Genomic DNA, 20,218 nt, shown 5'->3' on the forward strand with positions numbered 1-20,218 from the left:
TATTGCTTAATCATTTATCCGTACAATCCGCCTCATCAAATATTTTAAGGAGGCAATGATGAAAAAAATGCCTGTATTGTTTGTCGGGCACGGTAGTCCGATGAATGTGCTGGATAAGGAAAATCCGTTCAACCAAAATCTCCGCCTGATTACACAAAAGTTTGCCAAACCCAAAGCGATTTTGATGATTTCGGCGCATTGGTACAGCAGCCGTTTGCAGGTTACATCGGGTGAACATCCTGAAATGATTTACGATTTTTACGGATTTCCTGAAGAACTCAGCCAAGTGCAGTATCCGGCGCCCGGTTCGCCCGAATTGGCGGAGCAGGTGCGCTCGTTATTGCAGCCGGAAAATGTCGGACTGAACCCGACACGCGGTTTTGATCATGGTGCGTGGGCGGTGCTGAAATTTCTGTATCCCGATGCCGATATTCCTGTGGTACAACTCAGCCTTAACCGTTCGCAATCGGCGGAATGGCATTTCAATTTGGCGAAAAAATTATCCGCCTTGCGCGAACAGGGTGTGTTGATTATCGGCAGCGGCAATATTATCCATAATCTGAGCGTGATGAGTAGGGCGCATATTAATCAAATCGGCGCGGGTTATGACTGGGCGTTTGCGTTCCGTGAAACAGTCAATCAGGCGATTGTTGAGCGGGATGACGATACTTTGATTCATTACGAACGGCTGGGCGAAAAGGCGATGCTCTCAGTGCCGACGCCGGAACATTATCTGCCTTTTCTTTGTATTATGGCATTGCGCGAGCCGGATGATGCCATTACGTTTTTCAACGACAACCTTGTCGCCGGTTCGCTCAGTATGACTTCGCTTTTAGTGGGGTAAAAGAAAAAATATGGCAACGCTATTTCGGTCAGGTTATGATTTAATACAGCATATTTGATTGAAAATGCTAGGTTTATTGACGCGGGCTGTTTTTTGTTTTTCAGTCAAAGAAACCAGTGCATCAGTTGGTTAAAAGGTCGTCTGAAAACCTGATTGGGCGTTTTCAGACGACCTTTGCTTTGCCGGTAAAGATTCGGGCTGCTTACGGACGGTTGGCTGCGATATGGTAGCGCGTTTCAAATGCGGCTTCTTCTCCCGCGTCCAGCTTGATTAACCCTAAGCCGTTGTTGAAACAGTCGGGTGCGCCGCTGAGGTTTTCGATGGCGATGGTGTCGCGGGTCGATGGGGTGAAGATTTGCAGGTAGGGATAGGATGCGTCGGGGTAAATGCTCAGGGTCAGCCCGTTGCCTGAAAGCGTACAGGCGGCGGGTTTGCTGCGTGCCAAGACAAAGCTGTTGTCCAATTCGATGCCTGCCAAGTTTGAGGTCGTCTGAAAACGGGTATCATCGATCATGCTGCCGTCGGGAACCAAATCGGCATCGAAACCCAGGCGTTTGCTGCTGTCGATTTCCATCGACCAATCGTCGGTTTTGCCGCCGAGTGTGAAATAGGGGTGCCAGCCGTCTGCGAGCGGCATGGCGGTTGCGCCTTGGTTGCGGACGGTGGAGCGGATGCTTAAGCCGTCTGCGCTGAGACGGTAGCGGACGGTCAGGCTGAAGGGGAAGGGGTAGCCGCTGTCGTCTTGTGCGTAATCTGCGCGGATTTCGACTTCGGCGGATTGGCTGTCGGCGTGGCTGTTGACGAGGGCGAACTCGCGGTCATACATCAAACCGTGTGCCGCGTGTTCGGCGAGTTTGAATTTGCCGCACTGATATGCTTTGCCGTCAAAGCTGTATTTGCCGTGGCGCAGGCGGCAGGCGTACGGGCTGAGCTTGCCGCTGCGGAACCATTCGGTCAGGCTCTCGCGGGCGTGTTGCGGGGTGTCGTAGGCTTTGACGATGTTGAACCATGTGCCGTCGGGGCGGCGGATTTCGTAGCGGTTGAGCAGTCCGCCGTAGAGATAAATTTCCGCGCGCAAATCGGCTGAGGCGAGCAGCAGGCGGTCGTTGTCGGTTTTGAGTGTGAACATGAAGCGGCTCCTGATGGTGGTTGAGACAGGGTGTATAAAAGGTCGTCTGAAAAGTTTTCAGACGACCTTTTGAGATTTTACTCTTTAACTAAAGGACCTGATGTTCCTCCGTGTCCGGCGGCGGTACGTACCAGTTGGAGAAATTCGGACTTCAGGCCGAACGGGTCATCGCCTTGGACTTTTTGTGCCATGTTTTCGATGTCTCTCCAACTGAGTTTGCCGTTGTATTCTCCGCCGCGCAGGGCTTGGGCATAGGAAGCGGCGGTAAGGGCGAGCAGGGTGTCTTTGTCGGCTTGGTCAAGCGGTTTGCTGCCGACGGGGACGGCTTGCTGCATCAGTTGACTGTCTTTTTGTCCGGGCAGTTTGTAGCGCACTTTGACAAAGGCGTATTCGTTTTTGCTGCCTTTGGCGGCCGGAGCTTTTTGATAGCGCGATTCTTCAAGCCAGCCTTGTTTGCCCTGCGGGATGATTTCATAGAGGGCGGTCACGCTGTGGCCTGCGCCGATGTCGCCCGCATCTACTCTGTCGTTGTTGAAGTCTTCATTGCGCAGGGTGCGGTTGGTATAGCCGACCAAACGGTATTCTTTGACGGTGGCGGGGTTGAATTCGACTTGGATTTTGACATCCTGCGCTACGGTGGCGAGTGTGGAGGTCAGCTGCTGTTGCAGGACTTTTTTCGCTTCTTTTTCGTTGTCGATGTAGCTGTAATTGCCGTCGCCCGCATCGGCGATTTGTTCCATCATGTCTTCGTTGTAGTTGCCCATGCCGAAGCCCAAGGTACTGAGTGAAACGCCGCTTTTGCGTTTTTCGGCAACCATGGATTTGAGGGTTTCGGTGTCGGATACGCCGACGTTAAAGTCGCCATCAGTCGCCAGTAGGATGCGGTTGATGCCGTTGGGTACGAAGGCTTTTTGCGCTTGCTCATAAGCCATTTGCAGTGCGGATTCGCCGTCTGTCGCGCCGCCTGCACGCAGTTTGTCGATGGCGCTCAGGATGGTTTCTTTATCTGCACCTGAGGTGGGCGGAAGCACTAGATCTTCGCCTGACGCATAGGTAATCAGGGTCACTTTGTCTTGCGGACGTAATTGTTGGGTCAGGATGCGAAGGGTTTTTTGAACCAGCGGCAGTTTGTTTTCCTCATCCATACTGCCGGATACGTCCACAAGGAAAACGAGGTTGGCAGGCGGTAGGTCTTTCTTCGCGGTGTCTTGTGCTTGGATACCGATTTTGATGAGTTTGGCTTCCGGTTGCCATGGAGAATCAATGGTTTCAGTGTGAACGGCAAATGGACGGTTGTCAGTAGGCAGTGGATAGTTGTAGGGGAAATAATTGACGATTTCTTCAATCCGTACAGCGTCTTTGGGCGGCTGTTCGCCATTGGTCAGAAATCGGCGGACGTTGGCGTAGCTTCCGGTATCGACGTCTATGCTGAATGTGGAAACAGGCTCTTGAGCAACGGATTTGACCGGTTGGTCGGGTTGGTCTTGGTAGCGTTCGGTGTTTTCTGCAAGAGGCAGATTTTCTTCAGCAACGGCGGCAGTAGACAGTGCTGCGTTGGGTGGACTCTGAAGACCTTCAGGTGAGGAACTTGAGTGTTCGAGTGGACCGGAACACGCGGCCAAAGCTGCTAACGTGAGTATGGAAACGGTTTTTAGAAAAAAACGGGGCATGATTCAAGCTCCATAGAAATATCACATGCTGATTGTTAAAAGTATTGATAGCAGTGTATTGGCAGATTCAACGATAGCGCAGGGTCACTTTTTATTTGGATTTTAATGTGTGAATAGTGGGTTAAGTTTAAATCAGGACAAGGCGGAGCAATGCGGTACTGGTCTAAACTTAACCCACTATGTTTATGACTTGGGCAAGATTTTGTCGGGCTGAGACGATTTTGTAAAGGTCTCAGCCCCGATTTATCTTACATTAACTTTTCTTCCGGCGGCGTTCGCCCGGCAGCAGCATGTCCGCCCATTTGATGATGTTGGCGACTTCGGCGGGGTTGAGTTCGTAGAACTGTCCGCGTTTGAGGCGGTTGGGCAGGCCGATGGGGCCGAAGCCGACGCGCACGAGGCGGCTGACGGTGAGGCCTTGGCTTTCAAAAATGCGGCGCACTTCGCGGTTGCGGCCTTCTTTGATCACGACGTTGTACCATTTGTTTGCGCCTTCGCCGCCTTGTTCGTAGATGCGTTCGACTTTTGCCAAGCCGTCTTCGAGCATCACGCCTTCTTCGGTGAGGCTGCGCATTTGTTCGGTGGTCAGCCCGCCCAGTACGCGCACGGCGTATTCGCGTTCAACTTCGAAGCTGGGGTGGGCGAAACGTTGGACGAGTTCGCCGGAGGTGGTCAGGATGAGCAGGCCGCTGGTGTTGATGTCCAAGCGTCCGATGGCGACCCAGCGGCTGCTGGCGGCCTGCGGCAGGCGGTCGAAGATGCTGACGCGGCCTTGCGGGTCGTCGCGGGAGACGATTTCGCCTTCTTGTTTGTAATACAGGATGATGCGCGGCAGGCGGTCTGCCCATTTGAGTTTGATGATGCTGCCTTTGACGGTAACGTGGTCGTCGGGGGTGACTTTGTCACCCAACTGCGCGGTTTTGCCGTTGACCGTTACCCAGCCGTTGTTGATCCACTCTTCCATTTCGCGGCGCGAACCGACGCCGGACGCGGCAAGCACTTTTTGCAGGCGTTCGGGCTCCATGCGCGACAGGTCGCTGCGGCGCTCTTTCAAATCGCGCGCGCGTTCCATGATTTTTTGGTTGGGATTGCGGACGACGAGTTTTCTGGCTTTGGCGGCACGCTGTTTGGGGGTGTTTTGCGGCTTGAGGTCGTCTGAAACTTTTTGTCCGTAAGGTTTGGAAGCGGTTTTGCGCGTTTCGTCTTTGGGACGGGCTTTGCTTTTGAAAGGTTTGGCGGTTTTCTTGGCAGACGGGGCTGCGCCGTCGCGCCATTGGCGTTTGCTGGTGGGTTGCTTGGACATGGGATTCTCCTAACGCGTTTGATGGCAGCGGGTTGAATTTGAGCAAGTCAAATTCAACCCGCTGTGGAAAACGGTTCTTCTGCGGCGGTGGCGGCAGGATAAGTTACGGATAAAAGGTCGCCTGAAACGAATGAAACGAGTTTTGCTAAAACGTTTTTATATTTCAGACGACCTTTTGCTGGAGTCGGAATTTTACCCTATCGGCTTGAAGCTGTGGAAAGTTTAAGGCGACAGCCGCTCGCGTATCCAGTTGCCGTCAACCAAACGGTATTGGATGCGGTCGTGCAGGCGGCTGGGGCGGCCCTGCCAGAATTCGATGCGGTCGGGAATGACGAGATAGCCGCCCCAATGCGGCGGGCGCGGGACGTGCAGCGGGTGTTTCGCGCCTACGGCAGCGGCTTTGGCAACCAACATCGCTTTGCTCGACAACACTTCGCTTTGCGCGCTTGCCCATGCACCGATACGGCTGGTGTAGGGGCGGCTGTCGAAATATTCGTCCGAAGCGGCGGCATCCAGTTTTTCGATGCGTCCTTCAACGCGCACCTGCCGCTCCAGCTCCGGCCAGAAAAACGTCATGGCGGCAAACGGATGCGCGTCAAACGAGCGTCCTTTGCGGCTTAAGTAATTGCTGAAAAACACAAATCCCTGCGGATTGACTTCTTTCAGCAGCACCATGCGGCTGTTCGGCCTGCCGTCTTCGCCCACCGAGGCGACGTTGACGGCGGTCGGCTCGTTGACTTGCGAATGAATCGCCTCGTTCAGCCATTGCTCGAACTGGACAATCGGGTCAGCATAGCATTCCGATTCCGACAGTTCGCGCTTGCTGTAATCTTCGCGGATATTGTGCAAATCCATGATGTCCTCCGATACTCAAGTTTGTTTGAATGAATCATACCCCGTTTTTTCAGACGACTCCAACGATAGGGAGGGGGAATATGTGTATAATCCGCGTCAAATCAAATGAAACGGAAAAAATCATGCAAACCGAAGTCGAACTGAAAATCCTCAATCCGAAAATGGCGGACAAACTGCCCGCCTACGCCACGCCGGGTTCCGCCGGACTGGACTTGCGCGCCTGTCTGGACGAAGCCGTTACCCTGCAACCGGGCGGTACTTATCTCGTTCCGACCGGTCTGGCGGTTCACCTTGCCAATCCCGACTACGCCGCCGTTTTGCTGCCGCGTTCCGGTCTGGGACACAAACACGGCATCGTCTTGGGCAACTTGGTCGGACTGATCGACTCGGACTATCAGGGCGAACTCAAAGTCTCCGTGTGGAACAGGGGCAAAGAAGCGTTCACCATCGAGCCGATGGAGCGCATCGCGCAAATGGTCATCGTTCCCGTCGTCCAAGCCTCGTTCAAAGTCGTGGACGAATTTGCCGCCAGCGAACGCGGCGAAGGCGGCTTCGGCAGCACGGGCAAAGCCTAAACCGCCTGTTCACATACAAAGGTCGTCTGAATTTGAGCTGTGTAGAGAATAACCGCGTTGTTTACAGACCCGGCCTACACGGAGCGCCTGAATAGGCTCTTATTGAATGCCCGAGATTTAGGGGCAGTTCAGGATTCAGACGACCTTTTCTTCTTCCTCGTTCCAAAAATCATAAAAGTTAAACCATTGCAGCGGATTTTGCGCGCATTCTTGCGCCAAAATATCGGCGAAGCCCTGCATGGCGGCGGTAACGGCGGCTTCGCGGTTGCCGCGTTTCCAGTCGGAGGTGTCGGTGAAGCGGCGCAGTTTCAAATGGTAGTGGCCGTTTTGTTTGACGCAAAACAGCGTGTTCACTTGTGTTTTTAAGAGCGCCGCCAAGAGCCATGCGCCTTGCGGCATGGGGGCGGTATGGCCTAGAAAGTTGATGTCGGCGGTTTTTTCGCCACGCACGGGTACACGGTCGGCGGCAATGGCTATCCATTCGCCGTCTTCGATGCGGCGGTTCAGCTCCATCATCAGGGTGGGATCCAAATCCGTGACCTGAATCAGGCGGATGTGTTCCGCGCCCGCTTTTTGCAAGGCTTCGTTGAACGCCTGCGCGTGTTTGCTGTGTACTAACACATTGAGCCTGAAGCCTTTATGGTGCGACACCAGCGCGCGGCAGACTTCGGTGTTGCCCAAGTGGGAGCAGGCGAAAATCTGCCCGCGTACCGAATTGCTCACTTGCGTATAAACGCCGTCCGGGTCTTCTAGTACCAAATCTTCATAACGGATTTTGCGCTGCCACACGGCAAATCGGTCGCATACTGCCTCGCCGAACGCGATAAATTGTTTGAATACGCCGTGTTTCGGCAAAACGGTATCGGGAAAGGCCGTCTGAAGACGGGTTTGATACCGCAGGATATGGCGGCGCGGTTTGGGCGCGGTGGCGTAGAAATACAGCACCACAAACCAGATGCACGGCCTCATCAGGAAGGCAGGCAGATAGCGCACCATCAGCGTGGTCAGGGCGAGAAACAGGCGGCTGCCGCGTTCGGGCTGCGCCGCCCAGTGGTTTTGCGTGTTGTCGGTCATGGTTTCAGACGGCCTTTCCGAATAAAGTGCCCAAACGCCGCCGCAACATCCCTAAAAACAGCCGTGTGTGCATTTTGCTGATGCGCACGTTGTCGGCGAAGGCGTTGAAGTGGGACACGCCGTCGGCGGCGTATTGCACGGGCGTTTTAATCCAAACCGGCTTGACGCCGCGCCAGTACAGGCGGATGAGGATTTCCGTGTCGAAATCCATGCGGTCGCCTACGGTTTCTTCGCGGACGACCGAAAGCGCGGGGGCGAGCGGGTACAGGCGGAAGCCGCACATGCCGTCTTTGATGTCGCACGACCAAGTGTGCAGCATGTTCCAGAAGTCGGTAATTTTGCGTCCGTACAGCCGCGCTTTGGGCGCGTCGCCGCCGTATTGCGGCCAGCCGCAGACGACGGCTTCGGGGTTTTGTTCCGCCGCCGCCAAGAGTTTGGGCGTGTCGTCCAGATGGTGCTGCCCGTCGGCATCGACCTGCAAAACATGGCTGTAACCGTTTTCTTCGGCGTATTTCAAACCGGTTTTAACCGCCGCGCCTTTGCCGCCGTTGGTGGGGCGGTAAAGGACGTGGATGCCGTCTGAAACCAATGCCTGCAATACGGGTTTGCATTCTTCGCGCGAACCGTCGTCCACAATCAATACGTCCAAACCGAAGCCGTGCATGGTCTGTGCGACGCGGGCGATGGCGGCGGGGTGGTTGTAGTGGGGGATTAACACTAGGGTTTTCATGGGGATACCGTTTTTCAGACGACCTTCTCGCAGCGCAAAATGCTGTGTCCGCGTCCGATGCCGTCTGAAATTTCCGCCACTTTCAATCCGGCGTTTTCAACGCAGCGTATCAGGTCTTCGGAATGGAAGATTTTGCTGTTGCCGTTGGCCATGGCGGTGAAATACAGGCTGGTCATGGTCAGGCAGTAGGCGGCGGTTTCGTATTGCTGCCTGTCCCAGCAGGGTTCCATGATGTAGAGGCTGGTGTGCGCACTCATGGAAGCGGCGGCGCGGCGCAGGATGCCGGTAACTTGTTCTTCGCTGAAACAGTCTAAAAACTGGCTCATCCAAATCGCGTCGAAACCCGTCGGGAAGGGAACTTCGGGGTCGAGCAGGTTGGCAGGGTGGGCATGGATGCGTTCCGCGCCGGTTTTGCCTTTGGTCGCTTCGCGCATCAGGGCGATTTGTTGCGGCAAATCCATGATGGTAACTTCGACTTCGGCGTTGTAGCCGACGCATTGTTCCGCCCAGCGGCCGGTGTTGCCGCCGACGTCGAGCAGCTTTTTAACCGGTTTGGCGAACACGGTTTTCAAGGCTTCGGCAAAGGAATTGTCAGAATAATAGTGGTCGAAGGCAAACCATTTTTCCTGCGCGACGCTCGGCAGCGAGGACAGGCCTTCGTAAATCGTCGGCCAGCTGCCGAAAACTTTCAGCCCTTCGGGTTTGCCCGTTTGCAGGGTTTTTTCCAAGTCGAACATGCCTTGGTAACAGATTTCCTGCGTGAAATCCATGTTCACGCGCGCCATTTTGTCTTTCAGTAAGAACCAGCCGGCTTTGCTGATGAAATAGCGGTTGTCGCGGGTATGCACCGTGCCGATGGAGAGCGAGGCTTCAAGCAGCACTTGCGCGGCGTAACCGCTGATTTGCGCTTTTTCGGCGATTTCGGCTTGAGTAAGGCCGTCTGAATGGTCGTTCAGCAAATCCAAAATGCCGAATTTCACCATCAGGCGGGATACTTGGAACACAATCGGCGCAAAGGCGATTTCCTGCGCCAAACGCTGCGCTTCGCCTGCGGACTGGTGTTCTTCGGAATAACGTTGTGCTAGTGCTGGAAAAAGTTGCATATTTTTTTATCTTTTCATTTGATTATGGGTTGTTATTAGGTTTGCGGCCATTTAAAAAACGGGTCATGCCGAGGCCGCATATTTTTGAGCGGGATTGTCCCCGATTTGCAGGTTTTCCTCTTCCCGCAGGAGAGGGCGGAACCTAAAAAAGCATTTTCAGACGACCTCGAACACAATCCGTCCCGATGCACAGGGATTGTCGCCATTGCTGACTTTAAAGCTCAATTTGTTTTTGGCTTCATCGTATTTCAGTTCCACCGACACTTCGTCATGCGGACGGACGAACTGCTGGTATTTCAGGTTTTCCACGCGGACGACGCGCTGCCTGCCCCACGGATGCCGCGCCGCCAGATCGCGTACCCATTGCAGCTCGACTACGCCGGGTACGAGCGGGAAAGTGGCGAAATGGCCGCCGAAATAGACCAAATCGAGCGGCACGCGGCCGATGAAGGTTTCGGCGGCGGTTTCTTCTTCAGATGATGTTTTTGACCAAACGGGCGATGTTTGGACGACGGTAAAGGCCGTCTGAAAATCGGCGGCGGCGATTTTGGCCTGAGCGTTGCGCGGCAGGCTGTCGGCGAAACGCCAGTAACGGGGCAGGGCGATGGTGTCCTGCGTGGCGGCAAGGTAGCGTTTGAGCGCGTCGGCAACGGCGGCTCGGCCTTGGTCGCGCAGGGCGGCGATACCGTCCGCGTTTAACGCCGCCCATATGGCGATGCGTTGATGTTGCGGATGGCGGCCGCAATGGGCGTCGGCGATCCACGGATGCCGTAAAAGTTCGTGTTCGATTTGGGTTAGCGACACGCGTTTGTCCTCGAATTTGATGATGCGGTCTTGGCGGCCGAGCAGCAGGAAACCGTCGCGCTGCGGCTCGATTAAGTCGGCGGTCTGGCGGCGTTCGGGCGACCACGGCGAAGATGCCCACAATGCGCCTTCTTCGTTCTGCCCGATTTCCACACCGGCAAACGGCCGCCATTCGCAACTTTCCCGACGCGACGCAATCACGCCGGTTTCGGTGCTGCCGTACACTTCAAACGGGCGGACGGCAGCCTGTTGCAGCAAATCCGCCGTGGCTTCGGGCAGCGCACCGCCCGCCGACACGATACCCGCGATTTTATGGCCGATGCTCTGCCAGTTGCGGTTTTCACCTAAGCGGTTGAGTACCGCCGGACTGGCAATCCACACCACTTTTTCATGCGCCGCCGTACTGGCGAGCAGGTTTTCAGGATAAACCGCCTGCCGCCGCTCCATAGGCCAGCCCATTGTCAGCGCAAGCGCGAAACGGAAAGTGAAGCCGTAAAGGTGTTGCGGAATGACGCTGCCGATAACCGTTTCCCCGCCGCGTCCGAATGGCAGCGCATCCGCCAACATCAAGGCTTCCGCCTGCATCTGCGCGGCGGTTTTCACAATAACCTGCGCCTCGCCGCTGGAACCCGACGTTTTCAGCCATGCCTCGGCATGGTCGGGAATCAGATGGTTTTCAGGGGCGGGGGGCGAGTTTTCAGGCGACGTGTGTGTCAGCAAATCGGGCAGGTGCCACACGGGTGGGTTGGGTTGCACATCCAACGGCTGTCCGGATTCATCGCGTTGTTCGGTTTGACTGTCCAACTTACTTTGCAAATCTTCGGAATCCGTCAAAAACACATCCGCCGTCCGCCCCCAGTCCAAATTGTCCCGCGCCAGATTCGGCAGCAGCAACACCCGCCCGCCCGAATGCCACACCGCCAACACGGCGCAGGCAAACAGCGCGGCATCGTCAAACCACAACGCGGCAGTTTGCACATTTGCTGTTTTCAGACGACCTGACAGCCGGAAAACCGCACGGTTGAAATCAGCACGCGTCCAATTTGGATGGGTAGCGATAAGGTCTTGTTGGGGCAGGTCGGGGGATAGGATTTGGGTTAGGCGCATGGGCATATTTCATTGCAAGTTGACATAGAAGTTAACTTAATTGGGAACGTAAAAAATTAACTAATGATTTATATTCACTTAGGTTGTTACTTGAAAGATGTTCGATAGTAATATCTATTAATTCCGCTCTGCCTTTATTTCGTTTTTTCAATTCAGTTTCTAAGATACTATAGAATTTTTTACCATTTTTATCTTTTGTTTTGTCAAATGTCTTTTCGTATTCTGTAGTTAAATCTTTTAGACTTTTTTGATGGAATATAAAGTCATTTAGTTTTCTAAATAGTTTATGGTCAACATTATCAATTAATTTGGTTTTTAAAAACTTTTCTAAACTTTCAATAGGTAAATAATTTAATGGGATATTGTTTTTAATATTGTGCTTTTTGATATAATCTTGAGCTTCAACTTCAACGTCTCTATCTAGAATTATACAAATTTTAGATAATTTCCCAGTTAAATTACTATTTACAACTTCATTTGCTAGGTCAATCGTATTTGTGTAGCCTCCGCAAGGAAGAACATGAATTAATTTGTTATTAATTAATGAATTATTTCTTATTATTTTATTTATAACTCCTCGAGCCAGGTCATCTTCCACCATAATTATGTAATCGTATCCCTCATGATCATATAAAATACGGGTGGCATAAGCTGGGTAGCAGGGATTTAATATTTCTATGGTATTGTCACTATGTCTTTCTAAGAAGAAAATGTTTTCAGGCTGGATATTGCTAATTAGTTCTATCGAGTGTGTGGAAAAGTATATTGCATAATTATAGGTTTCAGCCATTTCTTTCAAGAAAGAAATTAACCTTTTGAGTGATGAAGGATGTAAGGCTAATTCTATTTCATCTAGTAATAACAAGCAGGGGAAATCTTGATTTTCTCTATCTGTATTGCGTTTTAAAAGGGAATTTAAGACGCTTAGTAGAAGATTCTCTCCTGTAGACATGTGAAATTGGCTTACACGACTCTCACCTTTTTGATAATAGAAAATATCCCCACTGAATTCTTTGTCAGTATCAGTATTCTGTAATTTAAGAATTTTTTCATAATAGTTCTCATTGTTGTGTAGAATCATTCCTAAATTTACTCTAATAAAATCGTCAACTGGCAGGAGTTTACTGTCATCAATTTTATCAAGTTTCATTAATAATTCATAATTTGTATTTCGGAATCTAGTACCGAAAATAATACTTCCCTCATAAAACCCTTTTAGTTGGAATTTTCCTTCAAAATATTTTTTCCAACGACCAGATTGTTTTTTCCATATTTTCTTTCCATCATTCAATTGAAAGTGGATCTCAGCATTTTCTGGAGTTTTCCCAAGATATTCATTCATTCTCATGTTAAAAAAAGCAGATGCAGCACAAGTGATTAGAGTGCTTTTACCTGAAGCATTTTGTCCTGTAACTCCGTAAAGCCCTTTCTCTAATGGCAAGCAAATATCTAGTTCTTTAATTGATTTAATGTTTTGAATATGTATTGATAAGTTCATAGTAAAATTCCCTTGGTTAAAATTATCTGTATTGTATTAAGTTTCCCCACCAAAAAAAACACTAAAAATCGTCTTTCAAATATCCAATACCAAGTTATATCAATGTACTAAGATTCGTAAACTCTTCGTTTTTAAAACCGTGTTTTTCTAAAACAATATCAGTTTTTTCAAACAAGTTATGATTTAATGAAATAGTTAATGTTTTTCAGACGACCTACACTTTCAATACGGCTTTCCGATACACCCACTCTCCGGCAAACAAAAGCCCCATCAACACATACGACACGATGCCGGTATAAGCCGCCCACCAGTCATAATATTGCAAACCTGCCAGAATGGCGGCGGTTGCGCCGTTGAGGATGAAGAAGCCGCACCAGATTTGCGTAACGCGGCGGGTGTGGCGCACGCCTTCGGGCGGCAGGTCGGGGTGTTGCAGTCGGGCGAGGCGTTCGATGACGGTTTGTTTGGCAAACAGGCTGCCGCCGAAAACGGCAAGCATCAGCGCGTTGACGGCGACGGGATACCAATACATCGAGTCGGGTCGTCTGAAAACCAGTACGGCGGCGAAAAAGGCGGCAAGGATAATCGCCGTAATGCGTTGTGCTGTGGTTTGCGGCATGGCGGCGCGTATCAGCCACAGGATGCACATGGCGGCGGCAAGCCAGAAAAACGCGCCGTTTTCCCTGCCGTAATACCATAGGAGCGGATAGGCAAGGCTGGCGAGGGTCAGCAGGAGTTTTCCTAATATTTTCATGGGTGTTGTTATTCTTCAGACGGGCTTCGCTGAGGGGTCGTCTGAAAATGTCGGGGTAAGGGCGTTTGGGCGGCAGAAAATCTCAGAGGATAAGCTCTGAGATTTTCTGCGATATTGGATTATTCGTTTTCTTCCTTATTTTTATTTTTTTCAAAGGCTTCATGTTCCACGAGCAGCTCATAGTATTTTGGATAAAGCTTGGCAATGCGTTTGCGGTTTTTCGGGGTACAGAATTTTTCTACCTCTTTGGGTTCATGAGATTCCGGATAGCGGGAAGAAAATTGAGCTTGCTCTTGTTCGGTCATTTTTTTGACCGTTGGGCAGATAGGGGACATTTCTGATTTGCTGTTGGCAAATCCAGCCATATTCCATGCCACTATGCCGTTGCGTTCAGTCTCATCGTTTGCCTCTTTTTCACAAAATTCCATATCGTGATACATATCAAATGAATCATGAATGACTTGCATACACTCGGCATGTGTCATTTTTTTGATGAGGGAAATTTCAGCGTGCGCAGACAAGGCGGGGAGTAAGAGCAGTAGGGAAATGAATTTTTTCATGGTGTTAGTTGTATATTATGGATAAGTGAGAAAGGTTGATGTTGTTATTGATGTTCAGACGACCTTGCCGATTGACAAGGCCGTCTGAAAATATGCCGATTTAAATCAGAATCAGGAATCTTGTGCTTGTACTTTCAAAACCGCCTGAACCACGTCTTCTACGGTGCGCACGTTGCGGAAGTCTTCGGCTTGCAGTTTGCGGCCGGTTTCGCGTTTGATGTGGTCGATGAGGTCGATGGCGTCGATGCTGTCGATTTCCAAGTCTTCGTAGAGGTTGGTCTCGGGTTTGATGCGCTCGGGTTCGATTTCAAACAGGTTGACCAGTGCATCGGTCAGAAGGGTGCGTACTTCTTGTTCGGTCATATCGCTTCTCCTTTATGCCTGACGGCTTTTGACGAATTCTGCCAGTGTTTTAACGTTGGCGAAGTTTTCGCGCAGGTTGTCGTTTTCGCCGTCGAGCTGGAAGCCGAAGGTTTTTTGCACTGCCAAACCGAGTTCCAGCGCGTCGACGGAATCCAGACCCAAGCCTTCGTCGCCGAAGAGCGGGTCTTCGCTGCCGATGTCGGCAGGGGTGATGTCTTCCAGCCCCAAGCTGTCGATGATCAATTCTTTGATTTGGTTTTCTAAGTTATTCATGTGGTTTTCCTTGTGAAATAGTCTTGAAGGTATTCGTTTAAACGCCTTGCGGCGATGGGTAGGGGTTTTTCCGCCAGCCATTCTTCGGGCAGGATGTCGTCGCCGACGGTGATTTCATAATGGATTTTGTGCGGCGGTATTTTGTACCAAGGCTGGCCTTTTTTGAAATTGGGCGGCGTCATTTTGATGCACACGGGGGTGATGACCGATGCGCTGCGCAAACCGAGCGATACCGCGCCACGGTGCATTTTAACCTGTCCGTCCCAGCCTGTGCGCGTGCCTTCGGGGAAAATCAGCATACTTTGCCCGCTTTTGAACACGGCGTCGATTTCTTCCAACATTTCCATGCTTTCATCGTTGGGGATGTAGCCGGAAGCGATAATCTGGCTCTTCATGCTGGGGTTGTTCAACAGGTCTTTTTTGACCAGCACGTTCGGGTCGGGGAAGTGGCTGACCATCAAGACGACATCCAGCAGCGAGGGATGGTTGGCGAGGACGAGCTGCCCCGGCCGGCCGAGTTTTTCCAAACCGTTGAAACGGACGCTCAAGACGCCCGACCATTGCAGATAGCCGACGAAAAACCGCCACACGCGGCCAATCATGCGGCGGGCGGCAAGTTGGCGCGGGATGTCGCCTTTGGTGGATTTGAGCGTGTAGGGCAAAAGCGCGATTTTGAACAATACGCCTGCAACGCCGAAGAGGATGAAGCCGAACAGGGTAGCGAAGAAACGGCGGCAGTAGTCTAGGGTTTTCATGGATTTTTGCACCATGTCCATCGGCGTTTTTCATGTTGCCACTCTGCCGAAAGGTCGTCTGAAAGTAAGAAACGGACCCAGTCGAGCGCGCCCCAGTAATCGGCTGACAGCAGGTCGGACGGGTTTTCAGACGACGTGTCGTCAACATCGAGGCTGAGTGTGTAGCCGTCTCCCTGCGTCAATACAAGCGACAGGGCGTAGGCAAACGGGGCGCGTGTGGCGTGGACGGGGTAGTCGTCGGACAAAGGATCGTCGGCGATTAAGACCAACACGGATGGTGCGCCGTCTTGCAGCAGGGCATAGGCTTCTGCCAAAGTGGTTTCAAAATTGTCGCTGCCGGCGGCGAGGGCGGTGTGTTCGCTCATGTCGCCGCGCAACATGGACCATTGTCCGGCAGGGGCGTTGTGGACGGACAGTCCGAAGGAGGTCGGTGAAACGCTGTCGGTTTGCAACAGCCCAAGCCATAATTCGAAACTGCGGTTGATTTCTCCGTCATGCGAGGCGTAAACCAACGGGCTGCCGGGGTATTGTTCCGCCAATTCCCACGAGGCGTCGCAAATCAGGCGCGCGGCTTTGCCCAAACGGCGGCGCTGCAGGGCGGGCAGGAAGGCAAGCGCGGGTTTGTGGTCGGGCAGCCCGGCGGTGTCTAATGTGCCTGAAGCCCATTGCCGCCATTGTTCGGGCGTGGCGATTTTACTGCTTGAAGCGTGCCAAGCGGCGATATTGAAAGAAAAACGGCAAATGTTGGATGACATGATGGTTTTCAAAAGTTTACATTGTGATGTATTTTAACGAAATAGCTTAACACATTCTAGGGTCTGATATAATCGCGATATTCTAACGTATTCTGTTTTCAGACGACCTTTATGACTGTAAATTTAATTTGCCCCATTCATGATGTTGCTTCTTTATTGCCACACAGCGGCCATATGGTGTTGCTTGATTGTGTGACGGAATACAGCCCGAAACACGTTTGCGCCCAAGCCGGCGTGGGGGAAAAGCACATCTTGTTGGTTGACGGGGCATTGCCGGCGACATCGCTGATGGAAATCATGGCGCAGGGCATAGGCGCGTTTGCGGGCATACAGGCTTTGGAAGCGGGTGAGCCGGTGCGGCTTGGCTTTTTGCTGGGAACGCGCAAGCTGGAATTGTTTGCCGACAGCCTGCCCGTCGGAACGCAGATGAAGGTGGTCGCCAATCTGTCGATACAGGACCCGGGCGGCATGGGCGTATTCGATTGCGAACTGCATTGGACGGATGCGCCTGAAGCTGCCCGCGCCAAGCTGCCCGCGGACGGGCTGGTGGCAAAAGCCTCGTTGAACGTGTACAGTCCGAAAGACGGAAAGGTCGTCTGAAAACAGCCTTCTCTGTCCAGATGATGACCAATAAGCAGACCGCGCCAACCAATAGGAAACATTATGAGCGAAACCATCTTGATTACCGGCTCCAACCGGGGCATAGGCAAAGCCGTCGCACTCGGTTTGGCTGAGGACGGCTTTGATATAGTCGTCCATTGCCGCAGCCGCCGCGATGAAGCCGAAGCCGTAGCGGAAGAAATCCGCGCTTTGGGCAGACAGGCGAGGGTGTTGCAGTTTGACGTGTCCGACCGCGCAGCCTGCCGCGATATTTTGACTGCCGACATCGAAGCAAACGGCGCGTATTACGGTGTGGTGTTGAACGCCGGACTGACGCGCGACAATGCTTTCCCCGCGTTTTCAGACGACGATTGGGATTTGGTGCTGCGAACCAATTTGGACGGTTTTTATAATGTGTTGCACCCGTTGACCATGCCGATGATACGACGCCGCAAAGCCGGACGGATTGTGTGCATGGCGTCGGTGTCCGGCTTGACGGGCAACCGCGGGCAGGTCAATTACAGCGCGTCCAAGGCGGGCTTGATCGGCGCGGCGAAAGCCTTGGCGGTCGAACTGGCGAAACGCAAAATCACTGTCAACTGCGTGGCGCCGGGTTTAATCGATACGGAGATTGTCGATGAAAATGTACCCGTTGAAGAAATTTTGAAAGCCGTCCCCGCCGCGCGTATGGGGCTGCCGGAAGAAGTGGCGCATGCGGTGCGCTTCCTGATGGATGAAAAAGCGGCGTACATCACGCGCCAAGTGATTGCGGTGAACGGAGGTTTGTGTTGAATACCAGAAGAGTCGTAGTAACGGGCATAGGCGGCATTACCGCCTTCGGTCGTGATTGGCAAAGCATACAGGCGGCGTTTAAAGCTGAAAAAAATGCCGTCAAATACATGGATTGGCGCGAACGTTTCCCCGAATTGGAAGCGCAGCTGGGTGCGCCGATTGAAGGCTACACCCCGCCCGAACATTGGACGCGCAAGCAGCTCAGAAGCATGGGGCGCGTGTCGCACCTGTGTGTTGATGCGGCGGAGCAGGCCCTGACGGACGCAGGTTTACTTGGAGACGAAAGCATTACCGACGGACGCATGGGCGTGGCGTGCGGTTCGTCTGTCGGCAGTACCAAAGACATCGGCGATATGGGCGAACTGCTGACTACGGGTACATCGCGCAATTTCAACGCCAATACTTATGTGCGCATGATGCCGCATACGACCGCCGCCAATATCGGCATCTTTTTCGGATTGAAAGGACGTATTATCCCGACTTCGAGCGCGTGTTCGTCCGGCAGCCAAGGCATAGGCTATGCCTACGAAGCCATCAAATACGGCATGATAGACATGATGTTGGCGGGCGGCGGCGAAGAATTTTGTCCGTCCGAAGTGTATGTTTTCGACTCGCTCTACGCCGCCAGCCGCCGCAACGGCGAACCCGAATTGACCCCGCGTCCTTACGACAACGGACGCGACGGCTTGGTCATTGGCGAAGGCGCAGGGATTTTCGTGTTGGAAGAATTGGAACACGCCAAACGGCGCGGTGCGAAAATCTATGCCGAACTCGTCGGCTACGGCGCCAACAGCGACGGCAGCCACGTTACCCAGCCGCAAAAAGAAACCATGCAGAAATGTATGGAACTCGCGCTGCAAGACGCGGGCATTACGCCTGATAAAGTCGGCTACGTCAGCGGCCACGGTACGGCGACCGAAAAAGGCGACATCGCCGAAACGCTGGCGACCGAAGCCGTGTTCGGATTCATTCCCATGAGTTCGCAAAAAAGCTATCTCGGTCATACGCTCGGCGCGTGCGGTGCGCTGGAAGCGTGGTTCACCATCGAAATGATGAACAGCGGCTGGTTTGCCCCGACCGTCAATCTGAACGATATCGACCCGCGCTGCGGCAAGGTGGACTATATTTTGAGCGGCGGCCGCGAAATCGAAACAGATTATGTGGTCAGCAACAATTTCGCTTTCGGCGGCGTGAATACTTCGCTGGTGTTCAAACGCTGGCGGGATGAAAACGCTTAATCGCAGCCGCGTTATCACAAAATCCAAAAGGTCGTCTGAAACCGTTTGACCCAACGTTTCAGACGACCTTTTTAGCGTGTCCAAAGCTATATCACGAAGTCCAGCAGATAAAAGTCTTCTTTGCCCACGCCGCATTCGGGGCATTTCCAATCGTCGGGGATGTCATCGAATTTGGTGCCGGGGGCGATACCGTGTTCGGGATCGCCGAGGTCTTCGTCGTAAATCCAGCCGCAGGGGCCGCACATGTATTGTGCCATGGTGTGTTCCTTCTAATGGTTGAGGTCGTCTGAAAACGGTCGGCAAAAGGTTTTCAGACGACCCCTTGTTGGTCTGTTTCAGCCCTTATGCCGCTTCCAGCGCCGCGATTTCTTTGCGCAAGTGTTTCAACGCGGGGGTAACGATGGCGACAAACATGGCTTCGCGGACGCGGCGTTGGGCGGGGCTGCGCATGAGGTAGCCTTTGGCGCCGGCGTGTAAGGCGGCGGATTGGGCGGCGGCAAGCGTCAGCTCGGCGGCGGCGGCGCGCAGTTTCAGCGTGGCGAGGTTGTCGGGCGTGTTGTTCCAAGCCAAGTCTGCCAGCCGTTCGGTGGTTTGCCATGCCTCGTCCAAGGCGGCCTTGAGGCTGTCGTAGCTGTCGTCGAGATAGCTGTTGACCTCGGCGTTGACGACGTTGGCGATGCGGATGATGCCGAGGCTGCCGTCGATCACGCCCGCGCCGATGCCGATTTGCAGCAGGATAAAGCCGGACTTGATGGAGGCGATGTAGTCGGAGAACTGTTCGGGCGCGGCAATCACGTCTTCGTCAGGGATGAATACGTCTTTGAAGTTCAGGCTGAACGTGCGCGTGCCTTCGAGGGCGCAAAATTCGGGGCAGGCTTGCAGGGTCACGCCTTCCCATTGTCCGCCGGTAATGAACATGACGTAGCTGTCGCCGATTTGGGCGGTATTCGCCCAGATGTGGTCTTCGCCGATGTTGGATACCCAAGGCAGCGCGCCGTTGACTTTGTAGCCGCCGTCCATACGCTCGGCTTGAAGGTTGTGTTTTTCAATACCGGCAAGGTGTTTGACGGTATTGGACATGCCCGTACCCGCTAAGACTTTGCCTTGCAGGATGTCGGCGAGGTATTTGTCTTTGACGGCTTGGTTGGGCGTTTGGTGCAGATACCAAGCGCAAGCCGCCTGACACCATGCGCTGAACGAGGTCGCGCCGCATTCTTTGCCGACTTCGCGCAAGACGGCGATTTGCGTCGCCAAACCCAAGCCGTTGCCGCCTTCCGCTTCCGTACCGACTGCGCCGAATCCGCCGATAGCGCCGAGTTCGCGCATAAATTCTTCGGGATACAAGCCATTGCGGTCGATTTCGTCCACTAAGGGTTTGAGTTTGGTTTTGACGAGTTCGGCAACTTGAGACAATAAGGTTTCACGGTTCATGGTCT

General features: G+C 52.9%; 22 protein-coding genes. 5 read left to right on the forward strand and 17 right to left on the reverse strand.

Translation table 11 applies throughout. The features are described from left to right. Positions 1–58: 58 nt before the first annotated feature. Positions 59–844, forward strand: a complete 786-nt coding sequence (gene ygiD / locus H3L95_RS01045; RefSeq protein ID WP_040668300.1) for a 4,5-DOPA-extradiol-dioxygenase — start codon at positions 59–61, stop codon at positions 842–844. A 202-nt stretch (positions 845–1,046) separates the two neighbouring features. Here ygiD and H3L95_RS01050 read toward each other — a convergent pair whose 3' ends face one another. From H3L95_RS01050 to pdxH, 4 genes are all read right to left on the reverse strand, one after another. Next, entirely contained in the window at positions 1,047–1,973 is a 927-nt protein-coding gene (locus H3L95_RS01050) for an aldose 1-epimerase (protein WP_003757511.1), read from the reverse strand. A gap of 77 nt (positions 1,974–2,050) precedes the next feature. After that, on the reverse strand, positions 2,051–3,643 hold the full coding sequence (locus H3L95_RS01055) for a vWA domain-containing protein (RefSeq protein WP_182096185.1): 1,593 nt from the start codon (positions 3,641–3,643) through the stop codon (positions 2,051–2,053). A 253-nt stretch (positions 3,644–3,896) separates the two neighbouring features. Then, on the reverse strand, positions 3,897–4,946 hold the full coding sequence (locus tag H3L95_RS01060) for a pseudouridine synthase (protein ID WP_040668303.1): 1,050 nt from the start codon (positions 4,944–4,946) through the stop codon (positions 3,897–3,899). Between the two features lie 222 nt (positions 4,947–5,168). Further along, positions 5,169–5,801 carry a pyridoxamine 5'-phosphate oxidase gene (gene pdxH, locus H3L95_RS01065; protein WP_003757518.1) on the reverse strand — a complete coding sequence of 211 codons (633 nt, stop codon included), beginning with the start codon at positions 5,799–5,801 and terminating at the stop codon, positions 5,169–5,171. 122 nt (positions 5,802–5,923) lie between these two features. Between pdxH and dut the strand changes: the two genes are divergently transcribed. Continuing rightward, positions 5,924–6,376 (forward strand): dUTP diphosphatase, encoded by a 453-nt coding sequence (gene dut, locus H3L95_RS01070; RefSeq protein ID WP_040668318.1) that lies wholly within the window; start codon positions 5,924–5,926, stop codon positions 6,374–6,376. Between the two features lie 135 nt (positions 6,377–6,511). Here the strand turns inward: dut and H3L95_RS01075 are convergent, their stop codons facing one another. From H3L95_RS01075 to H3L95_RS01125, 11 genes are all read right to left on the reverse strand, one after another. Continuing rightward, a complete protein-coding gene (locus H3L95_RS01075; RefSeq protein ID WP_003757523.1) occupies positions 6,512–7,450 on the reverse strand; it encodes a lysophospholipid acyltransferase family protein in 939 nt (312 codons plus the stop codon). Positions 7,451–7,454: 4 nt separating this feature from the next. Next, complete coding sequence (locus H3L95_RS01080; RefSeq protein WP_003757524.1) at positions 7,455–8,180, reverse strand: glycosyltransferase family 2 protein; 726 nt, start codon at positions 8,178–8,180, stop codon at positions 7,455–7,457. Between the two features lie 14 nt (positions 8,181–8,194). After that, entirely contained in the window at positions 8,195–9,283 is a 1,089-nt protein-coding gene (locus H3L95_RS01085) for a FlxJ family methyltransferase (protein ID WP_003757529.1), read from the reverse strand. 156 nt (positions 9,284–9,439) lie between these two features. Next, a complete protein-coding gene (locus tag H3L95_RS01090; RefSeq protein WP_182096186.1) occupies positions 9,440–11,194 on the reverse strand; it encodes an ApeI family dehydratase in 1,755 nt (584 codons plus the stop codon). A gap of 31 nt (positions 11,195–11,225) precedes the next feature. After that, the gene (locus tag H3L95_RS01095; RefSeq protein ID WP_003757536.1) at positions 11,226–12,692 is read right to left on the reverse strand and encodes an ATP-dependent nuclease; all 1,467 of its coding nucleotides are present in this window, start codon (positions 12,690–12,692) and stop codon (positions 11,226–11,228) included. Between the two features lie 214 nt (positions 12,693–12,906). Next, positions 12,907–13,446 (reverse strand): COG4648 family protein, encoded by a 540-nt coding sequence (locus H3L95_RS01100; protein ID WP_003757541.1) that lies wholly within the window; start codon positions 13,444–13,446, stop codon positions 12,907–12,909. 119 nt (positions 13,447–13,565) lie between these two features. Beyond that, positions 13,566–14,006 (reverse strand): hypothetical protein, encoded by a 441-nt coding sequence (locus tag H3L95_RS01105; protein ID WP_003757543.1) that lies wholly within the window; start codon positions 14,004–14,006, stop codon positions 13,566–13,568. 111 nt (positions 14,007–14,117) lie between these two features. Further along, positions 14,118–14,369 (reverse strand): acyl carrier protein, encoded by a 252-nt coding sequence (locus H3L95_RS01110; RefSeq protein ID WP_003685738.1) that lies wholly within the window; start codon positions 14,367–14,369, stop codon positions 14,118–14,120. A gap of 12 nt (positions 14,370–14,381) precedes the next feature. After that, a complete protein-coding gene (locus tag H3L95_RS01115; RefSeq protein WP_003757545.1) occupies positions 14,382–14,642 on the reverse strand; it encodes a phosphopantetheine-binding protein in 261 nt (86 codons plus the stop codon). Further along, entirely contained in the window at positions 14,639–15,397 is a 759-nt protein-coding gene (locus H3L95_RS01120; protein ID WP_009174185.1) for a lysophospholipid acyltransferase family protein, read from the reverse strand. Before H3L95_RS01120 ends, H3L95_RS01115 begins: the two co-directional genes overlap by 4 nt. Then, the gene (locus H3L95_RS01125) at positions 15,394–16,152 is read right to left on the reverse strand and encodes a beta-ketoacyl synthase chain length factor (protein ID WP_003757549.1); all 759 of its coding nucleotides are present in this window, start codon (positions 16,150–16,152) and stop codon (positions 15,394–15,396) included. The genes H3L95_RS01120 and H3L95_RS01125 overlap by 4 nt, the downstream gene beginning before the upstream one ends. Before the next feature lie 111 nt (positions 16,153–16,263). Between H3L95_RS01125 and H3L95_RS01130 the strand changes: the two genes are divergently transcribed. The 3 genes from H3L95_RS01130 to H3L95_RS01140 all read left to right on the forward strand — a co-directional run bounded on the left by H3L95_RS01130 (position 16,264) and on the right by H3L95_RS01140 (position 18,782). After that, on the forward strand, positions 16,264–16,752 hold the full coding sequence (locus tag H3L95_RS01130) for a hotdog family protein (protein ID WP_420911904.1): 489 nt from the start codon (positions 16,264–16,266) through the stop codon (positions 16,750–16,752). 63 nt (positions 16,753–16,815) lie between these two features. Beyond that, positions 16,816–17,544, forward strand: coding sequence for a 3-oxoacyl-ACP reductase FabG (gene fabG, locus H3L95_RS01135; protein WP_003757552.1), 729 nt, complete (start codon positions 16,816–16,818; stop codon positions 17,542–17,544). Next, a complete protein-coding gene (locus tag H3L95_RS01140; RefSeq protein WP_003757555.1) occupies positions 17,538–18,782 on the forward strand; it encodes a beta-ketoacyl-ACP synthase in 1,245 nt (414 codons plus the stop codon). The genes fabG and H3L95_RS01140 overlap by 7 nt, the downstream gene beginning before the upstream one ends. An 86-nt stretch (positions 18,783–18,868) precedes the next feature. On the opposite strand, the gene H3L95_RS01145 is transcribed toward H3L95_RS01140, so the two are convergent. Both H3L95_RS01145 and H3L95_RS01150 read right to left on the reverse strand, forming a co-directional pair. Further along, positions 18,869–19,039, reverse strand: a complete 171-nt coding sequence (locus tag H3L95_RS01145) for a rubredoxin (RefSeq protein ID WP_003757556.1) — start codon at positions 19,037–19,039, stop codon at positions 18,869–18,871. Positions 19,040–19,124: 85 nt separating this feature from the next. Continuing rightward, positions 19,125–20,213 (reverse strand): acyl-CoA dehydrogenase family protein, encoded by a 1,089-nt coding sequence (locus tag H3L95_RS01150; protein WP_003757558.1) that lies wholly within the window; start codon positions 20,211–20,213, stop codon positions 19,125–19,127. Positions 20,214–20,218 lie beyond the last annotated feature (5 nt).

The sequence above is a fragment of the Neisseria sicca genome (assembly GCF_014054945.1).
GTDB lineage: Bacteria > Pseudomonadota > Gammaproteobacteria > Burkholderiales > Neisseriaceae > Neisseria > Neisseria sicca.